Here is a 19,740-nt window from a genome sequence, read left to right as displayed (position 1 = left end):
TATGGAGAATTGTCATGTTAAGTTATCAAGTGAAAGCCAAATGGGTGGATCATCACCACAGTGAAGCCAGCTGCAAACAAGCCAAGCTGACAATAGATTCAGATTTAAGAGGCAATTCAGAAGCCTTTAATCCAGCTGAATTACTCTTAGCTTCATTGGCTGCCTGCATTCTTAAAAATATTGAGCGTGTTGCGCCAATACTTAATTTTAAGTTTGAAGCGATTGAGATTGAGATTACTGGCGAGCGTCAGGACAGTCCACCAAAAATGCAAAAAATAGACTACACCGTGCGTATCAAAACCGAAGAAATCGACAAACGTCTGGCACTGTTGCATACCAATATTGAAAAATACGGTACTATTTATAATACCTTAAAAACTAGTACGGAATTAAGTGGGCGTATTGAAAAGCTACAGTAGTTTTAAACCAAACAGAAAGTTGCGGGGTCAATTTAATGACCTCAAGGCTTTTGACATAGCCAAGGCTTTTTACCCCATCTCCCTATCTCTTTACCTAACATTCGCTTTAGGGTGTTATCTTTATCCAAGTTAGTGTTGCACTTGCAAATTGATTCTAAGCTGCCCCTTTTTCTAGAATTGTGTGGGAGAGAATCGGTCAGGTAACCTGACCGCCCCTATCCCAATTACTTCCCCATGGCAGTCGGCAAGTTCTGTTCGCCCCATACGCGCATGGAACCGGGGAAAAATTTCAGATTGTCCTTTTTCAGAATTTCCCGCCATGCGAAAAACACGCCCGAACTCAAGTGGCCCGTATCACAATACACTATGGCTGCTCTATTCAGGTTCACTCGGTGTGCTCGTGCTGATGATTCGATTTCGTCCCTGTTTTTGAACGTAAAATATTCCTGAAAACCCTTGATCTTGGAGGGGTGTCGGGTGAAAAGCTCTGATGCCGGCCAACTCACCGCACCGGGAATATGTCCATATTTCGGATCGAACGGGGGCTTATCCTGGCCCATGAAAACCTTAGGGGGACGGGCATCAATAAACTCCGTTTTTTGCTTGTCTAAAAGGGTGTAGGCCCAATTGACTCCCACGATAGCAGATACAGCCCTTACTGGCGGTACTCCCTGTTGCAAAGTAGTCGCCACAGGCGTAGGGGCTGCGTCATGACTGATAGGTAATCCCTCGCTGGCCCACTTGCCCGTGCCGCCATCCAAAATGGCAATATCGTTCACGCCGTAGTACCGCAGTGCCCAATAGGCACGCGTGGCGAATGTTACATCTTGGGGCGATCTCCCATTATTGGTGAGAACCACGGCATCGCCGCTTTTTACTCCCAGTTTTCCCAGCAAATCGGCAACGCCCTTGGCTGTGGGCATCACCTGGCCGATGCCTTTGAGGTCAACCAGGTTCTTGGTATTGCTCTTGTCCCATAGGCGAGCCTGCGGAATGTGTCCCCGTTCGAGGTAGTCCTTTCTGTCACTTCGTATATCCAAGATGGCGATATGGGGATCGTTGGCGTGTTGCTTGAGCCAAGCGACCGAAACCAAGGGTCCGATGTCAGCCGCTCTGACCAACGGAACCGATAACAACAATGCCATAGCTAAGGCAGAAGCCCCAATTTGCACTCCATACCGCTTCAGTAATTTTTTTATCATCTTTTCTCTCCCGGGAGAAGCCTCCCATTAGACCGTTCTTTTGTTTATAATTAATTCAAATGATTACGCTTAAGTAAGTACCATTCGGCACGGACTCTTTTCTCCAATAATATTAAATATTTTGAGAAACTTGCAAGATTTGGGTAAATTCAATTCTATAAAAAAGGGGGCAGAATTATTTAACAAATTCAATAAGATAAATTAAAGGGTACTGCCCTCTTTAGTTACCCTAATATTCTGAATACATTTTTCTTGTTAACGGTTTGATTATTTGTGACATTTCTTTTTACGAATCGCCTCAATCTCTTTCACTTGTTTATCAAGTTCTTGAAGCATATCATATTGCTCAGTATCCGTTTTATCATCATTTTTCATTCTATTTTGATGTTCTTCTATGGTCAATCGCCAATCATCGATAATCTCATCAGGAATCCCACAATTTGTTGCCTCTTTTTTTTCATTCTCAATAATCCAATCGGCAATTTTTTTCAAAACATGTATCATGCTAAACTCCTAAAAGGTTATAAATCATTTTAGAGGCAAGTAACAGCAGTACTACAGCGATAAGTTTTTTTACTTGTGCGGCATTGAGGCGATAATGCATTATAAAATCACCTATGTACCCGCCTATAATCGCCGCCACGGTTACCACACCAAGCAAAACCCAATCCATATCAACAAAAGTAAGATAGGTTGTAAAGGCACCCAAACTTGAAAAAGGGATAACAAAACTAATAGCATAAGCTGCTTTTTTTGCCTCAAATCCAAGTAAAATGAGCAATGGCATCATAAGTGCGCCCCCGCCCACTCCAATGGTTCCGGAAATAAGTCCAACCACACCACCAATAAGATAAAGTATCCAGACTTTGTCATAAACAACTTTGGTTTCACGCTTACTAAAAATCAACAACAAGGCACTTACAATCAAGAAAGAAACCAATATCCACTCAACAATTTCTTGTTGTATATATTGACTCATCCAGGCACCAATCGGTGTGGCAATTAAAATGGATATAATAAGTGGCAGTGCAAACTTTATATCTAACACACCGCGAAAAAAGTTCATGAACGACGCAGTAATCGTGGATGCAGAATTGATAAAAAGCCCTATTGCTTTTGCTAAGTTAAGCGGCATTCCCATCATGGAAAATATGGGCACAAGACCAATGGCAGAGCCCACCCCTCCCATCGAAAACAGGGTTGAAAAGCCCAGTGTCAGCAAAAAATATAAGGCGTATTGAAGTAAATCAATACTCATGATTAACCCCGAATCTTTTTGGCATTACCGCCTTTAAGATGATCCATCAATCCAAGCAAGCCACCCATAAGATATTTAACCTCAAAACCTTGCGAAGCAAGCCACATACGAGTCATATTAGATCGATCAGCTTGAGGGCAGGCAACCACAATCAGCTTGTCTTTTGGCAATTCGTTTAAACGTTCAGGCAGTTCAGGTGCTGGAATTTGAAGGCCAAAATTAACTTGCCAGACTTTTGTTTCCATCGCCACACGTACATCAACCAATTCACATTTACCTTCGTTATAAAGTTCAATGAATTCATCAACCCCTATACGCATATTACTCATATTGCTAGGGATAACATTTTTTACAAATGGTTCCATGTTTCTATCCTTTAATTTTTGCCATATAATCTCTTGCCTGATCACCACGAAGATAATTGACAACGCCTAACATACCATCGGTAAGGTAACGTGCTTGATAACCTTTAAGCTTCAAGAAAAGTCTTGCAATTTCCGCTCTATCATAATGTGGGCACATAGTCACAATGGTTTTAGTTTTATCAATTTCATTTAATCTATCAGGCAATTCATTCAGAGGAATATGATCTCCAAACCCGATATTCCAGGCTGAATACTCTTCATTAAAACGAATATCAATCACCTGAGCCTCTCCTTTGGCATAAAGCTCAAAAAGTTCAGGCATTTGAATTTTCATATCAAGTCTTTCTTGATAATCAAAATCTTTTAAATAGGTATCAAAATCTAGTTCTTTCATCTTTTTTATCCTTTAAAAACCTTTATACGATTAATGTGCGAAAGTTCTCATTTAATTAACCAAATGTTTTCACTTGTTTAGCATTTCAAAACTCAACTAGTAACCATTTAAATCTGGTTTTGTTAAATATTTTCAACCATTCCTTATAATTAGTATATACGCATATACATATATAATCAAATGATAATATCATCCCCATAGATACACATCTTTTCATTCTCTATTTACATAACTTGAATTCGCATATTAAGTGCAACTTCATTTAAGCTGCTAATAAATCAATAGCTTTTCCTAAAAATAGCTCAACGGAAGTGCCCTTGGGGTACAACAAGAATTGGGTAAAATTTTTACCCTCAAGGGGCACCTAGAACCATTTTTATTCGCGCATACTCTCGTGTTTATGCCCTTTGGTGTAAAGGTCTCAAAAAAAGCCAAAATTCCTAACCAAACAATTATTGTTCATAAATCTTCATTATTTGTCTAACAGGCTCATAAGCTTGGTTATTAAAAGGTAAAAAGGTTCCGCCGGGGGCAAACATAGTTATGGCCTCTTGGCCTTCAAAACTTGGATTGAGAAAACTATTTTTTAGCTTTGATACCCACTCTTTTGGCATGTATGGCGAAGCTGCAATCATAATGGGTGGCAACTCATCAGTACTGTAAATAGTTTTAATTGAGTAGTTTAACCCTTTTATTCGTCTCACAATGCCTGAAGAAGCTGCCGCAGCATCAAACTCACCATAAACAACCGACATAATTGCCCGTTCGTGCCGTCCTAAAAAGCTGTATAGCTTTAAGTCAGATAGACTTACCCCATTTTTCTTTAATGAGTCTCGAATTTTAAAATGCCCAGCAAAAGATTGGTACGCGCCAAAAGCAATAGTGTGATTTTTTAAATCAGAGATATTTTTAATAGGGCTATCTTTACGAACGACAATGGCTGCTTCATAAGGAATTTCAGTAGCGATAGGTTGAATTTTATTACCCTTAGCTGATTCAAATCGGTCATAAGCTCGTACAAAGCTTGAAGGCCCTAAATAGGCTAAATCTACTTGCCCTCTTACAATTTTTAAAATTTGCTCTTCATAACTTGTAGCGACATAAAGCTTTACTGGACGGTTTAATGATTTAGATAAAAAAGTTAATAAAGGGGCAAAATGGCGTTGAATTTTGGTGGGCACATCATAAGGCAATACGGCCAATACAAGCACGTTATTTTCTTCAATTGGATTAGCCTCTTGTGCAGTAGGTTCTTCATTTTGGCATGCGGTTAAAAGTAGTATTGACGCTATTAAAAGTAGTAATCGAAAAGTTTGTTTTTTCAATTTATAGCCCCTAGCACATTCATAAAGTGAGACCTTTGCACGAGATAGGTGCGAAAGAAAAATGAGGGAAAATTTGCCCGATTCTCGACTTACCCCTTCGGGCGTCGAGTTCTTCGTTTGCGACGGAAAGCGCAGGGAATAGCTAGCTATTCGCAAGGTTTTCAACAAAAATCAGGTGAATTTTAACCATTTTTACTCGTGCATACTCTCGTGCAAAGGTCTCAAAGTAAAACAACATTACAACAAAACTCCAGAGTTAACGCAAAAATTGCTTGCTGGCTAAATAAAATTTTAATTGAAAGCGATATTACTGTTAGCTAATGTGTATTGCAAAATGCAAGTCTATTTGCAAGTTTCAATACCGCAATAAAATAAAACCTATTTTAAATCAATGAGTTAACTATGGCACGAACCTTTCTATGTAATAAGCGATCTTAAATTAGTTAAAACGCGAGTCGGGTTGGCAGACTTAAAAATAGCCAAAGTGTCATATATATACATAAAAAATGTATATCAATAAAAAATATAAGCTCAAAGTTGAGGATTTACTATGAATAAAATGTTTAATAAAACACTACTTATTTCTGCTATATCAGCCGCATTCGTTGCCCCACAAGTTATGGCTGAAGATGTTATGAAAGTTTACGGACAAGCCAATGTCTCATACGATATTTCAAGTGTTAATTATGGTACGGCAACTACAATGGCAGGCCGCACAGAAGGTGATGAATTCAAAAGTAACGCTTCACGTCTAGGGTTAAAGGGGAGCTTAGACACCACTTTAAGCAATACCGCACTTATCTACCAACTTGAAGCGGCATATAACACTGTTGGTGATAATGGTGATAATTCTGGTGAAAACCAATCGATTTATGTGCGTGAAGCGTATGCTGGTTTAAAGAATAAAGATTACGGTAAGGTTCGAATGGGGCGTTTAACAGTCGGTTATAAAGCAAGTTATACCGCTATTGATCCTTGGACTGACCATGTGCTTCAGGCTCGTCAAAGTGGGCAGCAAGGTGCCTCAAACCTTAACTCTAACTATTTTAATAGCACAATTGAATATGTATCACCTAAGTTTAATGGTTTTGAAGTAAATGCAAACTACTCTGTACTTTCTGACAACAGTACAGGGGTTGATATACATAACTCTGGTAAGTTAGCGGATATGACGGGTGGGTCTGCTTCTGGTTTTGGTGTTAAGTATACGAATGGTGGATTACGTTTAACGGCGGACACTATCACGCTTGATAGTGATAATGATCCTGGTGCAACAGATGCAACCAAAGCAAAAAATGGGTCATCAAATCAATTTACTGCACAGTATAAATTTGGTTCTGGTACAACCGTTGCCGCTTTGTATGAAGATGCTACAGGAATGAATTTAGGTAAAAACACATTTGCTGTCGTGTCACAAAAAGTAGGTAAAAATGGCTTGTTAACGGCTAGTTACGGTATTAATGAAGCAGGTCAGGATAACGCTTATAGCACAACTGATGACGCTACAACAATTGGTTTAGGTGGTAAGTACAAGCTAACCAAAAAATCTGCTATATTTGCTGGTTGGACTCAACATGAACGTGGTTCAGATGATGCGACGACCTTTACCGTAGGTATTGATGCAAAATTTGGTTATTAATAAATAAAAGACCTTTGCGCAAGAGCATGCACTAATAAAAATAGTTCTAGGTACCTATTTTATTTAGCAACTATCTCGTGCAAATGTCACAATAAGCAAATTTTTTTAGTTAATTTCATTTTTTGCCGGCTATATGCCGGCTTTTTTGTGACTAGAGACCGCTATAGAGCTTTAGTTTAACCCAGAAATAAATCATAAATTTTTAGGGACAAAATAAAAGCGAGTGCTATGATTGATAGATTAATCGCAAAATTTAGAAAAATAATGTCTTTTATTCAACCTAAAACATTAATTGGTCGCTTAAATTTTTATTTAGGTACGGGTTTGATTGTGGTCATCCTTTCTTCAGGTGCTGCAGGCTATTACCTTATTTCTCATATTTTGCATGATGCAATTTACCAAAAAGCAGAGGCTTTAGCACAACAGGCGGCGGCAATCTCTTTAGATGCGGTCATGTTACAAGAATACAGTGTAATTGAACGTATGGTGGATGATTTAGTCAACCATAATACTGATTTAATAGGCTTAAAAATAGAAAATGAACGTCATCAAGTGTTAGCCGAAATTGAACCTAAACTTGATTCACAGCATGAAATCTTGCACATTGAAAAACCATTAACTTTTTTTGATCAACCAGCCGGTAAAATTAGTTTGGTTTTTAGTCTGGAGTCCATTGAAAAGCCTCTTAATCAATTATCAGTTATTTTATTTTTAGGGCTGATTATCATTCTATTTGGCCTATTTTATGTGGTCAAAACATTACTTAATAAACACCTTGTTAATCCGATTTCGCAACTGGCGAATGACTTAAATTCAAGTGATAAAATATTTGATGAAATAATAGAGTTCAAAGCGGATTTACCTGATGAACTGAATATTTTGAATCATGCTATTCGTGAGCTACAAGAGGCTTTAAAAGAGCATGTTAAATCACTAGAAGATGCGCATAAATTTACTAATCAAGCAACCCAAAACCTTTGTCACAGCCAGCGCATGGCTACCGTTGGTCAGATGGCAGCAGGTTTAGCACACAATTTAAATACTCCTTTAGCCAATATCATTGGTTATGCACAAATGAGTATGCAACAAACCCAAGATGAAAAACTTAAGAAGCGTTTACAAACCATTGAGCGTCAGGCAAAGACCTGCTCTGAACAGGTTAAAAACTTACTTTCTTCGTCCAAACCACCCGTTTTAGAGTTGCAATCGATTAATTTAATTACGTTCATAAACCAGTTGGTTGCATTAATCCAACCTGTTGCTAAACGAAAAGCCAAAATACAGCTTAATTTAGTCGCTCCACCCAGTCTACGTGCCCAAGTAGATAAAGCTGCTTTAGAGCAAATTCTTTTTAATTTGTTAACTAATAGTATGGAAGCTAAGGCCAGTCATATTAATATTGAGGTGCAAGAGTCATTAACAGATAATCAAATTGAAGTAGTGGTTACCGATAATGGTCAGGGCATAGAACCAGAAATGCAACAACGAATCTTTGAACCTTTTTTTACTACCAAAAGCCAATATCAGGGTGATACCAACGGAGGGACAGGTTTGGGGTTATATTTGAATAAAACGCTTATGCAGCAAATGCAAGGTTCTATTGAACTGATAAAAAGCGATTCAAAGGGTACACAAATTATATTAAAGGTAAGAAAAGATGCATGAATTTTCACTTTTGGTGGTTGAAGATGATGTGGATATGGCGCAATTGCTTTGCGAACTCGCCACTGAACAAGGCTTTAGTGCAAGCCATTGCCAGCAGGTGCACACGGGTATTAACCAGCTTAGGCATCTTAGCCCTGACGTGGTCCTAACTGATTTACGCCTGCCAGACGGTAATGGAAATGAGGTGGTGGTTGCAGCAAAAAGTTTGCACCCAGAAACAGAGGTGGTGATGATTACTGGCTACGCCAGTGTACAAGATGCCGTTGATGGATTTAAGCATGGGTTGTTTGATTTAATTACTAAACCGTTTGAAACCGAGTTAATTAAAAATCTATTGAGCCGATTGCGTAAATTGCTAGAACATCGTTTGCGAATGCGACAAATTGAGACCCGGCTCAATCAACTTGAACGAGAGCCAATGGCGCCAGTTGTTCATTCACCCATTATGCAACAGGTAATGCAACAAATAGACCAGGTGGCCCCATTAGATGTTTCAGTACTGATTAATGGTGAAACAGGAGTGGGTAAAGGGGTTATGGCTAAAACAATTCATGCCATGGGAGCCAATCCTCGTGGGCCTTACTTTGAGCTTAATTGTGCCGCGGTGCCCGAAAACTTGGTAGAGTCCGAGCTATTTGGTTACGAAAAAGGCGCCTTTACAGGGGCTTTAAATCGTAAATTAGGGTTGCTAGAACTCGCTAATAATGGCACTTTACTGTTAGATGAAATTAACAGTACACGACTCGATATTCAGGCAAAACTGTTACATTTTTTACAAAATCAAACTTTGGTGAGAGTAGGTGGTAGTAAAGCTATTCAAGTTCATGTACGAATCTTATTTGCCACCAACCAGCCCTTAAAGGAATTGGTTGATCAAGGGTTATTTAGAGAAGATTTGTATTACCGTATTAATGTCTTTCCAATTGATTTACCGCCATTGAGAGAGCGCAAGGAAGATTTAGCAGGACTGGCCGAATTTTTTGTTTCTTATTATGCTCAAAAGTTTAATAAAAAAATCTATTCTCTTTCAAATAAAGCGCTAGAGGCACTTAGCCGTTACAGCTGGCCTGGTAACATTAGAGAGCTTGAGAATGTTATGCAAAGAGCGGTTGTTTTAGCTAGAAATGATACCATTGAGCTAGCCTACCTACCTAATGAATTGCATGAAACCAAAGTGCCTTCTATCTCTAATCAAAATGTACTTTTTCCTGAAGACGCCACATTGGCTCAAATAGAGTCGTTATGGATAGATCATGTGTTGAATGCCTGTCAGGGTAATAAAAGCCAAGCTGCGCAAAAGCTCGGTATCGATCCCTCTACGTTGTACCGCAAACTGCAACAACAAAAGAGTGAATAATTTCTGTCGTGTTTGTTGTTGTTTTGTTGGTCAATAAGCCAGTCTAGGTAAACTTCTTTTACCGCCCACTGTTGGGCGCGGCGCTTTAGTTCTTTTCTATTGCGTTTTGCAATACTATTTGCAAACAGCCATGTCGTAATTTCACCTCTTAAAATAATACTCTTTATATTCAACAGGTTAACATCGTTGTTCGTTGGCATGCGAATTTCTATATATGAGATGGGCACCTCGAATAATTCTTGCAAGATTAAACCAGGGATTAATCGAGGTGCTCAATCGCTATATGTGAAAAATATAATCAATTGAGGTGTGCAAATGAATAAATTACTAAAGTTAGTAACACTGGGGGTGCTGGGTTCTAGTTTAACAATATCGGCCCATGCTGAAGAAGCGAGTGTTAAGGACTATAGAGCTATGTTAGAGGATAGCCCAGGTGAATTTTGGGTGGATGATGGTGAAGAATTATTTCATGCTAAAGCAGGTCCTAAAAATGTTAGTTTAGAAAAGTGCGATTTAGGTAAAGGCCCTGGTGTGGTTGAAGGGGTTTATGCTGAACTGCCTAAATACTTTAAAGATACAGATAAAGTCATGGACTTAGAGTCTCGTTTGATGCATTGCATGATTACTCTACAGGGTAAAGATAAAGATACGATTATTAAAAATGCCTTTTCCAATCCTAAAAAAGGTAAAGATTCTGAGATGGAAAAGATTGTTGCTTATGTGGCGGCTCAGTCTAATGGAGATAAGTTTAATTTAACCCTTTCACACCCAAAAGAAATGGCCTCGTATAAAACTGGTGAGGCATTGTTTTGGCGTCGCTCAGGCAGCATGGATTTTTCATGTGCAACTTGTCATGCTGCAGATGGCAAACGTATTCGATTACAAACGCTTTACAACGCCTACAATGATAAAACGACCATTCCATCTTGGCCAACTTACCGTGTTTCTAAATCGACTGTAAGAACCATGCAAAACCGTATGTGGGATTGTCATTGGCAGATGCGTTTACCTGATGTCGATTTTGGTTCAAAGGCAACGATTGATTTGATTACCTTCATGACAAAAGAGTCAAATGGTGGCGAGATTCATGTGCCATCAATTAAACGTTAACTGAAATTGTAAAGGAATTGAAGATGAAAAAATCAACAGTTAAAACATGGTTAGCGACCTCCACTACAGTAGCAATGGTTATGTTAAGTGGTATTTCTAGTGGCTATGCAACAGAGATTAAAGGTGCGGCATTCGATGCGGAAACTTTAAAATCAGCAGAGCAGACAGTGAATGAAAGTTGGACACGCTCTACTCCAGAAGAGCGTAAACGTTTAGTTCAAGATTACAGTAATAAAGTCTGTTCAGCCTATAAAAATAAGCCGACTCCTGAACTAGCGGCAAAGATTAAACAATTTAATAAAGAATTAATTAGCTATCCACAAGAAGGCATTCAGCTTGGTGACTGGAAAAACGGCGCAAAACTTGCCAGTAGCGGTTATGGAATGCGTATTGGTAAAATTAAGCCTGATACAGGAAAAAAACCTAACGGTGGTAACTGTTATGCTTGTCATGCTCTTGCCCCAAATGAGCCAGCAGCAGGTAATTTAGGGCCATCACTGACTGGTTATGGTAAACGTGGTACCAGTGATGCCATGGTAAAATATACTTATGAAAAAATTTACAATGCACATGCTTTTTACGCTTGTTCAGGTATGCCGCGTTTTGGGGTACATAATGTCTTAACAAGCAAACAAATTGCTGACATTATGGCCTTTTTAATGGATCCGAAATCACCTGTAAACCAATAATAAGCAGGGGGTTTTTGATAATTGGGGCAGGCTACATTGCCTCAAATTGTACTACTCCTCCGAAAATGATTTAGCCGGCTTGCCGGCTTTTTTCAGTAAAGTAGAAAGTATGATAACTACAGGTTTTCTTAATGATGTTTACATCAACTATAGTAAACTATACATATTAATTATAGTTATTCTTAATGTAATTTTAAAAGGGATATAGGATGAAAAAAAATATAACTTCATTATTCGCTGTGCTGTTGGCATTGGTTGCTTTCAACAGTTATGCAATGGAATTTAAAACGAAAAAGGTCGCAGACCATGTTTATGCCTACATAGGGCCACTTACTGACAGAACGCCTGAAAATCTTGGACTTAATAATAATATAGGGTTTATTGATACGGCTGATGGCTGGGTTTTAGTTGATTCAGGTGCGGGGGATGTTGCGGCTAAAAAGCTAGAATCGCTCGCTAAAAAGATTAAAGACCAACCCATCGTAGCGGTAATTAATCTTGGAAGCCAAGATCACCGTTGGTTAGGTAATGATTATTTTTCAAAACATGGCGCTAAAATTTACGCTTATAAAGGAACGGTTAAAACGCAAACTGCAATGTTTAACCAGCTAGTCGATCATCTTGTTACAAAAGTACCTGCTGCAAAGGGGGTTAAAATGAAAACAGCTGATGTTGTCCTTGAAAAGACTTCTAATAACATGACCATTGGTGGTGTAGAGATGCAGTTAAATTTCTATGGTGACGCCCATTTTCCAGGCGATTCAGCTTTATGGTTACCAAAACAAAAAGTGTTGTTCACTGGTGATATGGTGTATTTAGATCGTATGCTTGGTGTGCACCCTTGGTCTAATACAATTACCTGGAATGAAGCCTATAAAGCCATGCGTAAACTGCCTGCAGAGCACATTGTGCCCGGTCATGGAAACGTATCAGACTGGAAACAGGCCGATGCTGAGACGGGTAACTATCTTAACAAGCTAATTAACAAATTAAGCCCTGCTGCTGAAGATTTTGCAGGTGTTGATAGTGCTGTTGCAGATAACAAAGATTGGCCAGAATTTAGCCATTTGAAACATTATGACTCATGGCATAAGCAAAATTTAAATCGTACTTATTTAAGACTAGAGTCTTCAATGTAGGAATACAAAATTGTTTTGACCCTGTAAATAATTTTGTGTAAATACTCACCGTTAAAAAATTAAACTAGCTCCCTTTAGGAAAATCTTTTAAACAGTATTTCCTGAAGGGTTTCGAAGTTCGCAAGCACAGTTTTTCAATTGGGTTTGCTCAACTACAAACTCTCTAGTTTTTGGGTTATCTAAATAGTCATTTTTAGACACTCCAAAACAATAGCATATCAAGTCATCATTATTATCTGCTTTCGCATTCTTGAACAGGCTTCGAATATATGTTTTTTTTGAAAAAATGTGTTTTTATTCGTTGTGCCTAATAGGTAATAAATAAACGCTAATAAATTAAGACAATTTATCAATTTATTTATTGTGTTATTGATTACTTATGCCACCAAATAATCCATCAACATGAGATAAAGCCTTTCGAGTGTTTTGATATTTTCTTGAGTCTTTTCTTTATTACACTCTGGGTGATTTAAGGCTTCTTTGTTCATGTGCCATAATCTTTTACAGGTTGCAATAGTGGTGCTTAATTCATATGGCGTAGGATTTCCTTGACGTTTCCATTGAGCGGGCATCATGTTTACTTCTTTTGCTACAAAATTTACAACCTTAGCTTTTGAATTTTGTTTGTGTGCAGTTTGTTTAATTAGTGCCTTATTTTGTTGTTTTGAAGACAATTGAATAGCCATGATTGGTGCCTCTTAATCGATTGAAGATGACTCGATTATAAGTACCCAGTAAAAAACTCAGAAATTGAAGGTTTCTATATATAACTACGAAGATTGTCTATACGATTAAAATTTAGTTGTATCGAGAGAGACCTAAAGTCGCCTTTTTAGAGAAACCAATTTTAAGCTTTTCAATAGAGACCTTTGCACGAGACAGGGGCGCAAGAAAAACAAGATAGAATTCTTTAGATTTGGGCTAAAAAATACGCATAATAACTAGTTATTGGGCGGATTTTTTAGTTTGAAGATAGAGAATTATAGCTGTTTTTATGTGTTCATGGTCTCGTGCAAAGGTCTCCAATAGTAGGATTAAATCAAAACAGTGAAGCATGATCTGTTTCTACGCGTTCTTAAGATGCTATGACAACCGACTGCTTTTGCTTTCATTAAACTGTCATATTTATCCCACGTCTTTGCTCTAAGATTTCGTTTATGAATATCCCAACCATTACCCTCGTTTTTGTCCGTCATGGCGAATATCAACAAAAACCAAAAACACCGAGTGCCTTCCAACCTTTTGGTTTAACGGATAAAGGTCAGCAACAATCTGTAGCCACGGCAAAGATTATTGAACAATTTGCTGAAGCTCATAACTTAAAGATACATTCTGCGATTCATTCCTCCAATTTATTACGAGCTTGGCAGACAGCTAAAATTATCAAAGAAAATATAAATTACGACTTTGATATTGAGACGAGTTCACAGCTTAATGAGCGTTCTGTGGGTGCAGTGGCTAATTTGACTGTTACTGAAATTGAAGGATTGTTGAAAGAAGATCCGCGCTACGAATGTCCGGACTTTAATTGGAAATCAGATTCTTATTACTGCTTGCCATTTGATGGTGCAGAATCGTTGATGGACTCAGGCGAGCGTTTGGCCAAGTTTATTCGCAAAGAATGTGTGAAACTGAGAAAGTCTGTTAAAAAGAACACGCTGATGATTGTCGTTGGGCATGGCGCCTCTTTTCGTCATGCGGCTTATCTATTAGGGATATTAGAGTTTGAAGACATTGCTAAATATTCCATGTATCACGCTGCCCCACTTTTTTTTGAATATACCGAAGCTAAAAATCAACCGGACAGGTCTTTTGTCAAAATACATGGCGAATGGAAAGTGCGCGCTGTTGATAAAACTGAACTCATGATAGATTAAGGAGTCTATAAAATGACTAAGCCATTTACCTCTCAAATTACCCATGCATGGCAGCCGGAAAATCCGGTTCAATTTCCATCAAATGCCTGGTTGATGCCGGATAAAGAAACCTATTTTTTCTGCGATTTACATGCCGATGCGGAAGCCTTTTTGCGTTCTTTAAAATTGAGCCAACTTGTGACAGAAGAGAGCAGTCTGGAAGAAATCCAGTTAACCGATAAAGGTTTGCAAGGGCAAATTATGATTGGTGGCGATTGTTTTGATAAAGGGCCAAGTAACTTACAGCTTTTTCATCTGTTACACCAGTTAAAGCAACAACAAGTCGATTTGGTTTTATTAGCGGGTAATCACGATATTCGAGTTTATGCTGGACTGCTGGCCCTTAATTTTATGGATGATTTGCGTCAGTCCCATTTTTTTGTTCGTATGGGCAGAAAAGTGGCTTCCTTTCTGGCAGAAGTTTATGAAACCTATTGCTTAAATGAGCCAACGCCGACTTTAACTGAAAGCACCATTCTCAAAGAACTCATGCCTCAAGACGATTGGTTTGAACGGTTCCCCGAATATGCTGCAGATTTTATGACCCCATCCCAGATTGACAAAGAAATCCGTCAGATTAAACACAAAAATGTTGACCTGTTAAAGGCCTGTGCTGATTTTGGATTAGAACTCAACCAAGTCTATCAAGCCGCACATAAAGCGAAACAACTTTTTATCGACGAGGGTGGCGAGTTTAATTGGTTCTTCCGCGAATTGGTTTTAATGCACCGCAGCGGCAGTTATCTGTTTAGTCATGCAGGGCTTGACGATCATATCGCCGAACAAATTTTGGAACAAGGCGTGGAAAAACTCAATATGGATTTTAAACATGCCATGTCGAAGGGCTTAATTTTTCAAATGTATTACAGTGCCTACGGTAATGTTTTCCGAACTAAGTATCGAGAAAAAGATTTTCCACTCACAGAAGTGGGCAGTCGCATACTGAAATCACAAAGAATATTTGCATTGGTGAATGGTCACCGAAGTCATTTAAACGGTCAGCAGCTTTTTGTCCGCCAGGGGTTACTGAATTTTGAATGCGACACTCAGCTGAACGCTAATTGCCGCAAACAATCTCAAATGAACACGCCAGGTGAAGCTGTTACAATATTCAGCATAAACGGGATAGTTTCTGCTCTGTGCAGCGAACTTAGCCATCCGAAACAATTCCATCCAGAAATGATTAGTGCATAGGACGATTTTTGAATCGTAACGACAATGCTTCAGTCAAGAGGTGTATATGACAAAACACACAAATAACTTTGAACATGAATCCTTACAGGATAAAGAAGCCATTGTCAGCTATTTAAAAGCCCTGACAAAAGGAATAGAAAAAGGCGAGGTCTTATTTTCTGATGACGAAGAGTCTTTGCTACTTCGCCCTAATAAAATTAGTCGTTTACGCATTCGAGCCAGTCAAAGCAAAAAAGAACAAAGCTTACGAATTAAATTAAGTTGGCTTTCTGATGAGCAAGACTCTTCTGACAATTCGCCCTTATTTATCAAACCGAAAAAAAACAAACAAAGCGATTAAAGCATTCAGATGAAAATAATGTCTTCTCTGTATGAATCATTGCAATTTCTATTGCTTGACGTTCAAAAACAGCTGCAAAATATTGAAGATGCACTGGACCACCAGGATCCAGCTTTTATCGAAAAAAGTCTAAATTTGATGGACTATATCGATATCGCCCATCTCAATTTACTGCAAAGAGCTCGCCATGAATATCAAAGCTTAATGCATGATTCTTCTCGTGAATCACAACTGATTGTTCAATCTTATGAACATGTGGGGCATGCTCTTAAGGCACTTGCTAAGCAATTGTTTGATATGGCTGTTCAGCTTAAAAAAATCTGCGGTTCAAATCTCCTGCATAAACATAATGTATTTTCTGCATTTTCGGACTTAAGTAAAGGTCTGTCATTGGTTCTGCCTGCAATTGATTCCGACAGTCTTGGTTTATCAATCGATATTTGCCGTTTGCAAAATAGAATTCACCAGGCCTGCCAGCTGCAGATTGAAAAATACAAAAAACAACTGCGTACCGGACAACAAACCGATGCATTGCTTAAGGCCAGTTTTATTCTAAAAGATATCGACATTATGGGTGATGCACTTTTACGCGTTGGAGAAGGCATTATTTCGGCTAATCTCGGGCAGTTTATTCAAATAGACCGCTATCATGCCCTTGAGGCAAGCATTAATGATTTAAAACAGGATATTTCTTTGCCCGACCTCAGAATTCATTCTATGGGCGAAACCAAATCGGGTTGTACTATTTCTGGTGTACGTTCTTCCAAAGAAACCGAAGGGGAAATTCTGGCAATTTTTAAAGAAGGTAAAAAACAAAAATTGCTAGAAGAAAAGAAAGGGATTGATAGCTGGAATAAGAAATTTCCAGGCATCGCACCAGAAGTCTATTCTTACCAAAAGACCGGAGATAAAGCCGCTCTTTTATTTGAATACCTGACGGGAAAAACTTTTGACAAGCTGTTGTTGCAAAAAGAGCGTAAACCCCTCAAGGCAGGTTTGAAAACCCTATTCGTTACCTTGGAAGATATTTGGCAACAAACCCGTATTGATGAAATTCATCCAGCAAATTATATGCAGCAATTAGAAAAACGCCTGAAAAATATTTATAAGGTGCATCCTGATTTTAACCTCAAGGGTCTTCAAATTGGGGATATGAAACAGGCCACATTAGAAAAACTGGTTAAACAGGCAGCCAAGGTAGAACGTAAGCTAAAGGTGCCGCAAGCCGTTTATATTCATGGAGATTTTAATACCGATAATATTCTCTATGATTCGGTGCAACAACATATCAGTTTTATTGACCTTCATCGTTCTGAGTACTTAGATTATGTGCAAGATTTATCGGTATTAATGGTTTCATTTTATCGTATGACCAATTTTGATCCTGATGTGCGCCAGTTAATCAGGTTGGCTATGGAAGCCATTTACGATTTTGGTCAAAGTTATGCAGAAAAAATTCAAGATGAAGATTACAGTCTTCGCATGGCGCTCGGTTTAGGACGGTCTTTTATTACCTCAACACGCTTTGTTTTTGATAAAGAACATGCAAAATCTATGCATTTTAAAGGTCGCTATTTAATTGAGCAGGTCATACAGCTTGATAAGGCCAACAGAAAAAAATATGAAATTCCAAAGGAAATTTTCCATGACTGATTTAAAAATTGCCGTTGTCGGCATACCTGGTAAATGGTCCACCGAAGTCCTCGCAGACGCCATTGAAGCAAAAACAGGGTTTCGTTTAGTGATTGATATTCAGCAGGTGGTTGCTGACTTAGCCACGCCAGATGTCATGTATAAAAACCATAGCCTATGCCAGCTGGACGGCATTATTATTAAGAAAATTTCGCAAGAGTACAGTCCAACGGTGATTAACCGGTTAGAAATTTTACGCTTTGTTGAAAAATGCGGTGTCAAAATCTATTCCAAACCTTCTGAAATTATTCGCTTGGTTGACCGAATGAGTTGTACCGTTTCCTTGGCTAAGGGCAATATACCTATGCCGCCAACAATGATTACCGAAAATCTTGGCCAGGCATATGAGGCGGTGCAAAAATTTGGCACTGTGGTGCTCAAACCTTTGTTTTCAACGAAAGCACGCGGCATGTTGGTATTAGATGACTCTTTGAGCGAACATAAGTTGAAAAAAAAATTAGAGCAGTATTACCAACAACATGGGTTTTTCTATATACAACAAAAACTTAATTTGCCTGGGCAAGACATGGGGCTGGTTTTCTTAAATGGTGAATATAAAGGCGCTTATGCCCGAGTTGCCAATGGGAATAGCTGGAATACGACGATTCAAGATGGGGGTAAGTATGCCAAAGCCGAACCGTCAGAAGAAATCATTGAAATGGCTCGCCAAGCACAAGCGCAATTTGATTTGACCTATACCACTGTTGATATTGCAGAAACCGAAGAGGGTGCCGTTTGTTTTGAGGTTTCCGCTTTTGGTGGTTTTAAAGGTGCAAAGGAAGGCTTAGGACTGGATATGGCAACCGCCTATGCAGATTTTGTTATTCAACAACTCAGTGCGAATAAACAATGAAATCAACAATGAATTCAACTCAGCAACTCACCTCACAGCTAGAGGCCACAAGAGGCAATACTGTCTGGCAATCGTCCTCATTATTTTTAACCTTAGCAGATCAGGTTTTTGAAATACAGACGAATTCCGCTATTCTTCTAACTGAACTTAAGCGCTATTTTAAAAATGTTGTGACCCATACCCAAGACCCTGATTGCAGGATACAAGCAATCGAATCGGATGAATTTAATTTGGTTGGCAAGGATTGGGCAAACTGGCCTCGTCCATTGAGTAAATCTGGCCGAAAAGACGCAATCCTCGAATCGCCATTGGGTCGTTTTGTTTATAAAGTGAAAACGGGTATGTTGCTTTGGCAGCATTCAGACGTGCCATTGTGCATCGGACCGGTTGAGGCGCACCCAAATCAAGTGATTAACTTTATCTTGACACAATCTCTAAATCATCACCTAAGACAAGGTTGGTTGTTGGGTCATTGTGCCGCTTTAGAAATTCAAGGAAAAGGGCTTGCAATCGCAGGGCTTTCTGGCGGTGGGAAATCGACTTTGATGCTGCATTTAATGGAGATGGGAGAGCATTTTATCAGCAATGATCGCTTGGTCTTTGAAACCCAAAACAGTCAAGTGGTGATGCGCGGTATTCCAAAACACCCTCGTATTAATCCTGGAACCATCGTTCATAATCCAAGATTGCATGGTTTAATTTCTGAACAGCAAAAACAAGACTATTTGGCGATGCCGCAAGAGGCACTTCGTCAACTTGAACATAAATTCGATGCAGATGTGAATGAAATTTATGGTTCTAACTGCTATAAGCCTGAAGCACAATTATCTGCATTGGTCGTCTTAAATTGGCAAGGGAATAGCGAACAAGCAACGGCTCTTCGTCAAACCACTTTGAAAGACTCTCCTGAATTATTGGCGGCAATTATAAAAAGCCCTGGGCCTTTTTATGCAGATGCGGATGGCCGTTTTTTATCCTTTGAGCAGGCGCTGGAAGAAAAACTAGAAACAGCCCCTTATTTTCAAAAATTGGGAGACATTCCATGTTGGGAATTAACCGGTAAAATCGATTTTCACGAAGCCAGCCAGCTTGTGCTCAAGCAACTGGAAAAAGTTTAATACTGCCGCTTCAATTAATGAACACCTAGGGTGTAAAGCTTCCCTTTTGATGTTTTGCACATTAT

At 38.9% G+C, this 19,740-nt stretch carries 20 protein-coding genes; 13 read left to right on the top strand and 7 right to left on the bottom strand.

What is annotated here, in order from left to right:
* Positions 1-14 precede the first annotated feature (14 nt).
* Positions 15-419 carry an OsmC family protein gene (locus BS34_RS0110770; protein WP_029408519.1) on the top strand — a complete coding sequence of 135 codons (405 nt, stop codon included), beginning with the start codon at positions 15-17 and terminating at the stop codon, positions 417-419.
* A gap of 224 nt (positions 420-643) precedes the next feature.
* Here BS34_RS0110770 and BS34_RS0110765 read toward each other — a convergent pair whose 3' ends face one another.
* The 6 genes from BS34_RS0110765 to BS34_RS0110740 form a co-directional block, all read right to left on the bottom strand.
* Positions 644-1,621 carry a sulfurtransferase gene (locus tag BS34_RS0110765; RefSeq protein ID WP_029408518.1) on the bottom strand — a complete coding sequence of 326 codons (978 nt, stop codon included), beginning with the start codon at positions 1,619-1,621 and terminating at the stop codon, positions 644-646.
* A 267-nt stretch (positions 1,622-1,888) separates the two neighbouring features.
* The gene (locus tag BS34_RS0110760; RefSeq protein ID WP_029408517.1) at positions 1,889-2,125 is read right to left on the bottom strand and encodes a hypothetical protein; all 237 of its coding nucleotides are present in this window, start codon (positions 2,123-2,125) and stop codon (positions 1,889-1,891) included.
* A 1-nt stretch (position 2,126) separates the two neighbouring features.
* Positions 2,127-2,879, bottom strand: coding sequence for a sulfite exporter TauE/SafE family protein (locus BS34_RS0110755; RefSeq protein WP_029408516.1), 753 nt, complete (start codon positions 2,877-2,879; stop codon positions 2,127-2,129).
* Between the two features lie 2 nt (positions 2,880-2,881).
* On the bottom strand, positions 2,882-3,244 hold the full coding sequence (locus BS34_RS0110750; RefSeq protein ID WP_029408515.1) for a rhodanese-like domain-containing protein: 363 nt from the start codon (positions 3,242-3,244) through the stop codon (positions 2,882-2,884).
* Positions 3,245-3,248: 4 nt separating this feature from the next.
* Entirely contained in the window at positions 3,249-3,638 is a 390-nt protein-coding gene (locus tag BS34_RS0110745) for a rhodanese-like domain-containing protein (protein WP_029408514.1), read from the bottom strand.
* Between the two features lie 452 nt (positions 3,639-4,090).
* Positions 4,091-4,963 (bottom strand): phosphate/phosphite/phosphonate ABC transporter substrate-binding protein, encoded by an 873-nt coding sequence (locus BS34_RS0110740; RefSeq protein ID WP_051640861.1) that lies wholly within the window; start codon positions 4,961-4,963, stop codon positions 4,091-4,093.
* A gap of 550 nt (positions 4,964-5,513) precedes the next feature.
* On the opposite strand from BS34_RS0110740, the gene BS34_RS0110735 reads away from it, so the two are divergent.
* The 6 genes from BS34_RS0110735 to BS34_RS0110710 all read left to right on the top strand — a co-directional run bounded on the left by BS34_RS0110735 (position 5,514) and on the right by BS34_RS0110710 (position 12,562).
* A complete protein-coding gene (locus BS34_RS0110735) occupies positions 5,514-6,602 on the top strand; it encodes a porin (protein WP_029408512.1) in 1,089 nt (362 codons plus the stop codon).
* A gap of 228 nt (positions 6,603-6,830) precedes the next feature.
* The gene (locus BS34_RS0110730; protein WP_029408511.1) at positions 6,831-8,267 is read left to right on the top strand and encodes a sensor histidine kinase; all 1,437 of its coding nucleotides are present in this window, start codon (positions 6,831-6,833) and stop codon (positions 8,265-8,267) included.
* Positions 8,260-9,624, top strand: a complete 1,365-nt coding sequence (locus BS34_RS0110725) for a sigma-54-dependent transcriptional regulator (protein WP_029408510.1) — start codon at positions 8,260-8,262, stop codon at positions 9,622-9,624. The genes BS34_RS0110730 and BS34_RS0110725 overlap by 8 nt, the downstream gene beginning before the upstream one ends.
* 315 nt (positions 9,625-9,939) lie before the next feature.
* Complete coding sequence (gene soxA / locus BS34_RS0110720) at positions 9,940-10,734, top strand: sulfur oxidation c-type cytochrome SoxA (protein ID WP_029408509.1); 795 nt, start codon at positions 9,940-9,942, stop codon at positions 10,732-10,734.
* Between the two features lie 23 nt (positions 10,735-10,757).
* Entirely contained in the window at positions 10,758-11,423 is a 666-nt protein-coding gene (gene soxX / locus BS34_RS0110715; RefSeq protein ID WP_029408508.1) for a sulfur oxidation c-type cytochrome SoxX, read from the top strand.
* 209 nt (positions 11,424-11,632) lie between these two features.
* Positions 11,633-12,562: an MBL fold metallo-hydrolase gene (locus BS34_RS0110710; RefSeq protein ID WP_029408507.1), complete on the top strand. Its 930-nt coding sequence runs from the start codon at positions 11,633-11,635 to the stop codon at positions 12,560-12,562.
* Positions 12,563-12,939: 377 nt separating this feature from the next.
* Here BS34_RS0110710 and BS34_RS0110705 read toward each other — a convergent pair whose 3' ends face one another.
* On the bottom strand, positions 12,940-13,248 hold the full coding sequence (locus BS34_RS0110705; protein WP_029408506.1) for a hypothetical protein: 309 nt from the start codon (positions 13,246-13,248) through the stop codon (positions 12,940-12,942).
* 471 nt (positions 13,249-13,719) lie between these two features.
* On the opposite strand from BS34_RS0110705, the gene BS34_RS0110700 reads away from it, so the two are divergent.
* The 6 genes from BS34_RS0110700 to BS34_RS0110675 are packed head-to-tail and all read left to right on the top strand — an operon-like array spanning position 13,720 to position 19,675.
* On the top strand, positions 13,720-14,439 hold the full coding sequence (locus BS34_RS0110700) for a histidine phosphatase family protein (protein WP_029408505.1): 720 nt from the start codon (positions 13,720-13,722) through the stop codon (positions 14,437-14,439).
* Positions 14,440-14,451: 12 nt separating this feature from the next.
* Positions 14,452-15,672, top strand: coding sequence for a hypothetical protein (locus BS34_RS0110695; protein WP_038126700.1), 1,221 nt, complete (start codon positions 14,452-14,454; stop codon positions 15,670-15,672).
* A 46-nt stretch (positions 15,673-15,718) separates the two neighbouring features.
* On the top strand, positions 15,719-16,012 hold the full coding sequence (locus BS34_RS0110690; RefSeq protein WP_029408503.1) for an amphi-Trp domain-containing protein: 294 nt from the start codon (positions 15,719-15,721) through the stop codon (positions 16,010-16,012).
* Between the two features lie 9 nt (positions 16,013-16,021).
* Positions 16,022-17,665: an aminoglycoside phosphotransferase family protein gene (locus BS34_RS0110685; RefSeq protein ID WP_029408502.1), complete on the top strand. Its 1,644-nt coding sequence runs from the start codon at positions 16,022-16,024 to the stop codon at positions 17,663-17,665.
* Positions 17,658-18,557, top strand: coding sequence for a GAK system ATP-grasp enzyme (locus BS34_RS0110680; protein ID WP_038126698.1), 900 nt, complete (start codon positions 17,658-17,660; stop codon positions 18,555-18,557). Before BS34_RS0110685 ends, BS34_RS0110680 begins: the two co-directional genes overlap by 8 nt.
* Positions 18,558-18,565: 8 nt before the next feature.
* Entirely contained in the window at positions 18,566-19,675 is a 1,110-nt protein-coding gene (locus tag BS34_RS0110675) for an HprK-related kinase B (protein ID WP_051640860.1), read from the top strand.
* Positions 19,676-19,740: the final 65 nt, after the last annotated feature.

It is taken from the genome of Thiomicrorhabdus sp. Milos-T2 (genome assembly GCF_000702325.1).
Lineage (GTDB): Bacteria > Pseudomonadota > Gammaproteobacteria > Thiomicrospirales > Thiomicrospiraceae > Thiomicrorhabdus.
The sequence above is the reverse complement of the archived record's forward strand: the minus strand, read 5'-3'. Positions and strand labels throughout refer to the sequence as shown.

Coding starts and splice junctions, on each gene's coding strand:
- BS34_RS0110770 (WP_029408519.1), top strand. CDS start 15: ATGTTAAGTTATCAAGTGAAAGCCAAATGGGTGGATCATCACCACAGT.
- BS34_RS0110765 (WP_029408518.1), bottom strand. CDS start 1,621: ATGATAAAAAAATTACTGAAGCGGTATGGAGTGCAAATTGGGGCTTCT.
- BS34_RS0110760 (WP_029408517.1), bottom strand. CDS start 2,125: ATGATACATGTTTTGAAAAAAATTGCCGATTGGATTATTGAGAATGAA.
- BS34_RS0110755 (WP_029408516.1), bottom strand. CDS start 2,879: ATGAGTATTGATTTACTTCAATACGCCTTATATTTTTTGCTGACACTG.
- BS34_RS0110750 (WP_029408515.1), bottom strand. CDS start 3,244: ATGGAACCATTTGTAAAAAATGTTATCCCTAGCAATATGAGTAATATG.
- BS34_RS0110745 (WP_029408514.1), bottom strand. CDS start 3,638: ATGAAAGAACTAGATTTTGATACCTATTTAAAAGATTTTGATTATCAA.
- BS34_RS0110735 (WP_029408512.1), top strand. CDS start 5,514: ATGAATAAAATGTTTAATAAAACACTACTTATTTCTGCTATATCAGCC.
- BS34_RS0110730 (WP_029408511.1), top strand. CDS start 6,831: ATGATTGATAGATTAATCGCAAAATTTAGAAAAATAATGTCTTTTATT.
- BS34_RS0110725 (WP_029408510.1), top strand. CDS start 8,260: ATGCATGAATTTTCACTTTTGGTGGTTGAAGATGATGTGGATATGGCG.
- soxA (WP_029408509.1), top strand. CDS start 9,940: ATGAATAAATTACTAAAGTTAGTAACACTGGGGGTGCTGGGTTCTAGT.
- soxX (WP_029408508.1), top strand. CDS start 10,758: ATGAAAAAATCAACAGTTAAAACATGGTTAGCGACCTCCACTACAGTA.
- BS34_RS0110710 (WP_029408507.1), top strand. CDS start 11,633: ATGAAAAAAAATATAACTTCATTATTCGCTGTGCTGTTGGCATTGGTT.
- BS34_RS0110705 (WP_029408506.1), bottom strand. CDS start 13,248: ATGGCTATTCAATTGTCTTCAAAACAACAAAATAAGGCACTAATTAAA.
- BS34_RS0110700 (WP_029408505.1), top strand. CDS start 13,720: ATGAATATCCCAACCATTACCCTCGTTTTTGTCCGTCATGGCGAATAT.
- BS34_RS0110695 (WP_038126700.1), top strand. CDS start 14,452: ATGACTAAGCCATTTACCTCTCAAATTACCCATGCATGGCAGCCGGAA.
- BS34_RS0110690 (WP_029408503.1), top strand. CDS start 15,719: ATGACAAAACACACAAATAACTTTGAACATGAATCCTTACAGGATAAA.
- BS34_RS0110685 (WP_029408502.1), top strand. CDS start 16,022: ATGAAAATAATGTCTTCTCTGTATGAATCATTGCAATTTCTATTGCTT.
- BS34_RS0110680 (WP_038126698.1), top strand. CDS start 17,658: ATGACTGATTTAAAAATTGCCGTTGTCGGCATACCTGGTAAATGGTCC.
- BS34_RS0110675 (WP_051640860.1), top strand. CDS start 18,566: ATGAATTCAACTCAGCAACTCACCTCACAGCTAGAGGCCACAAGAGGC.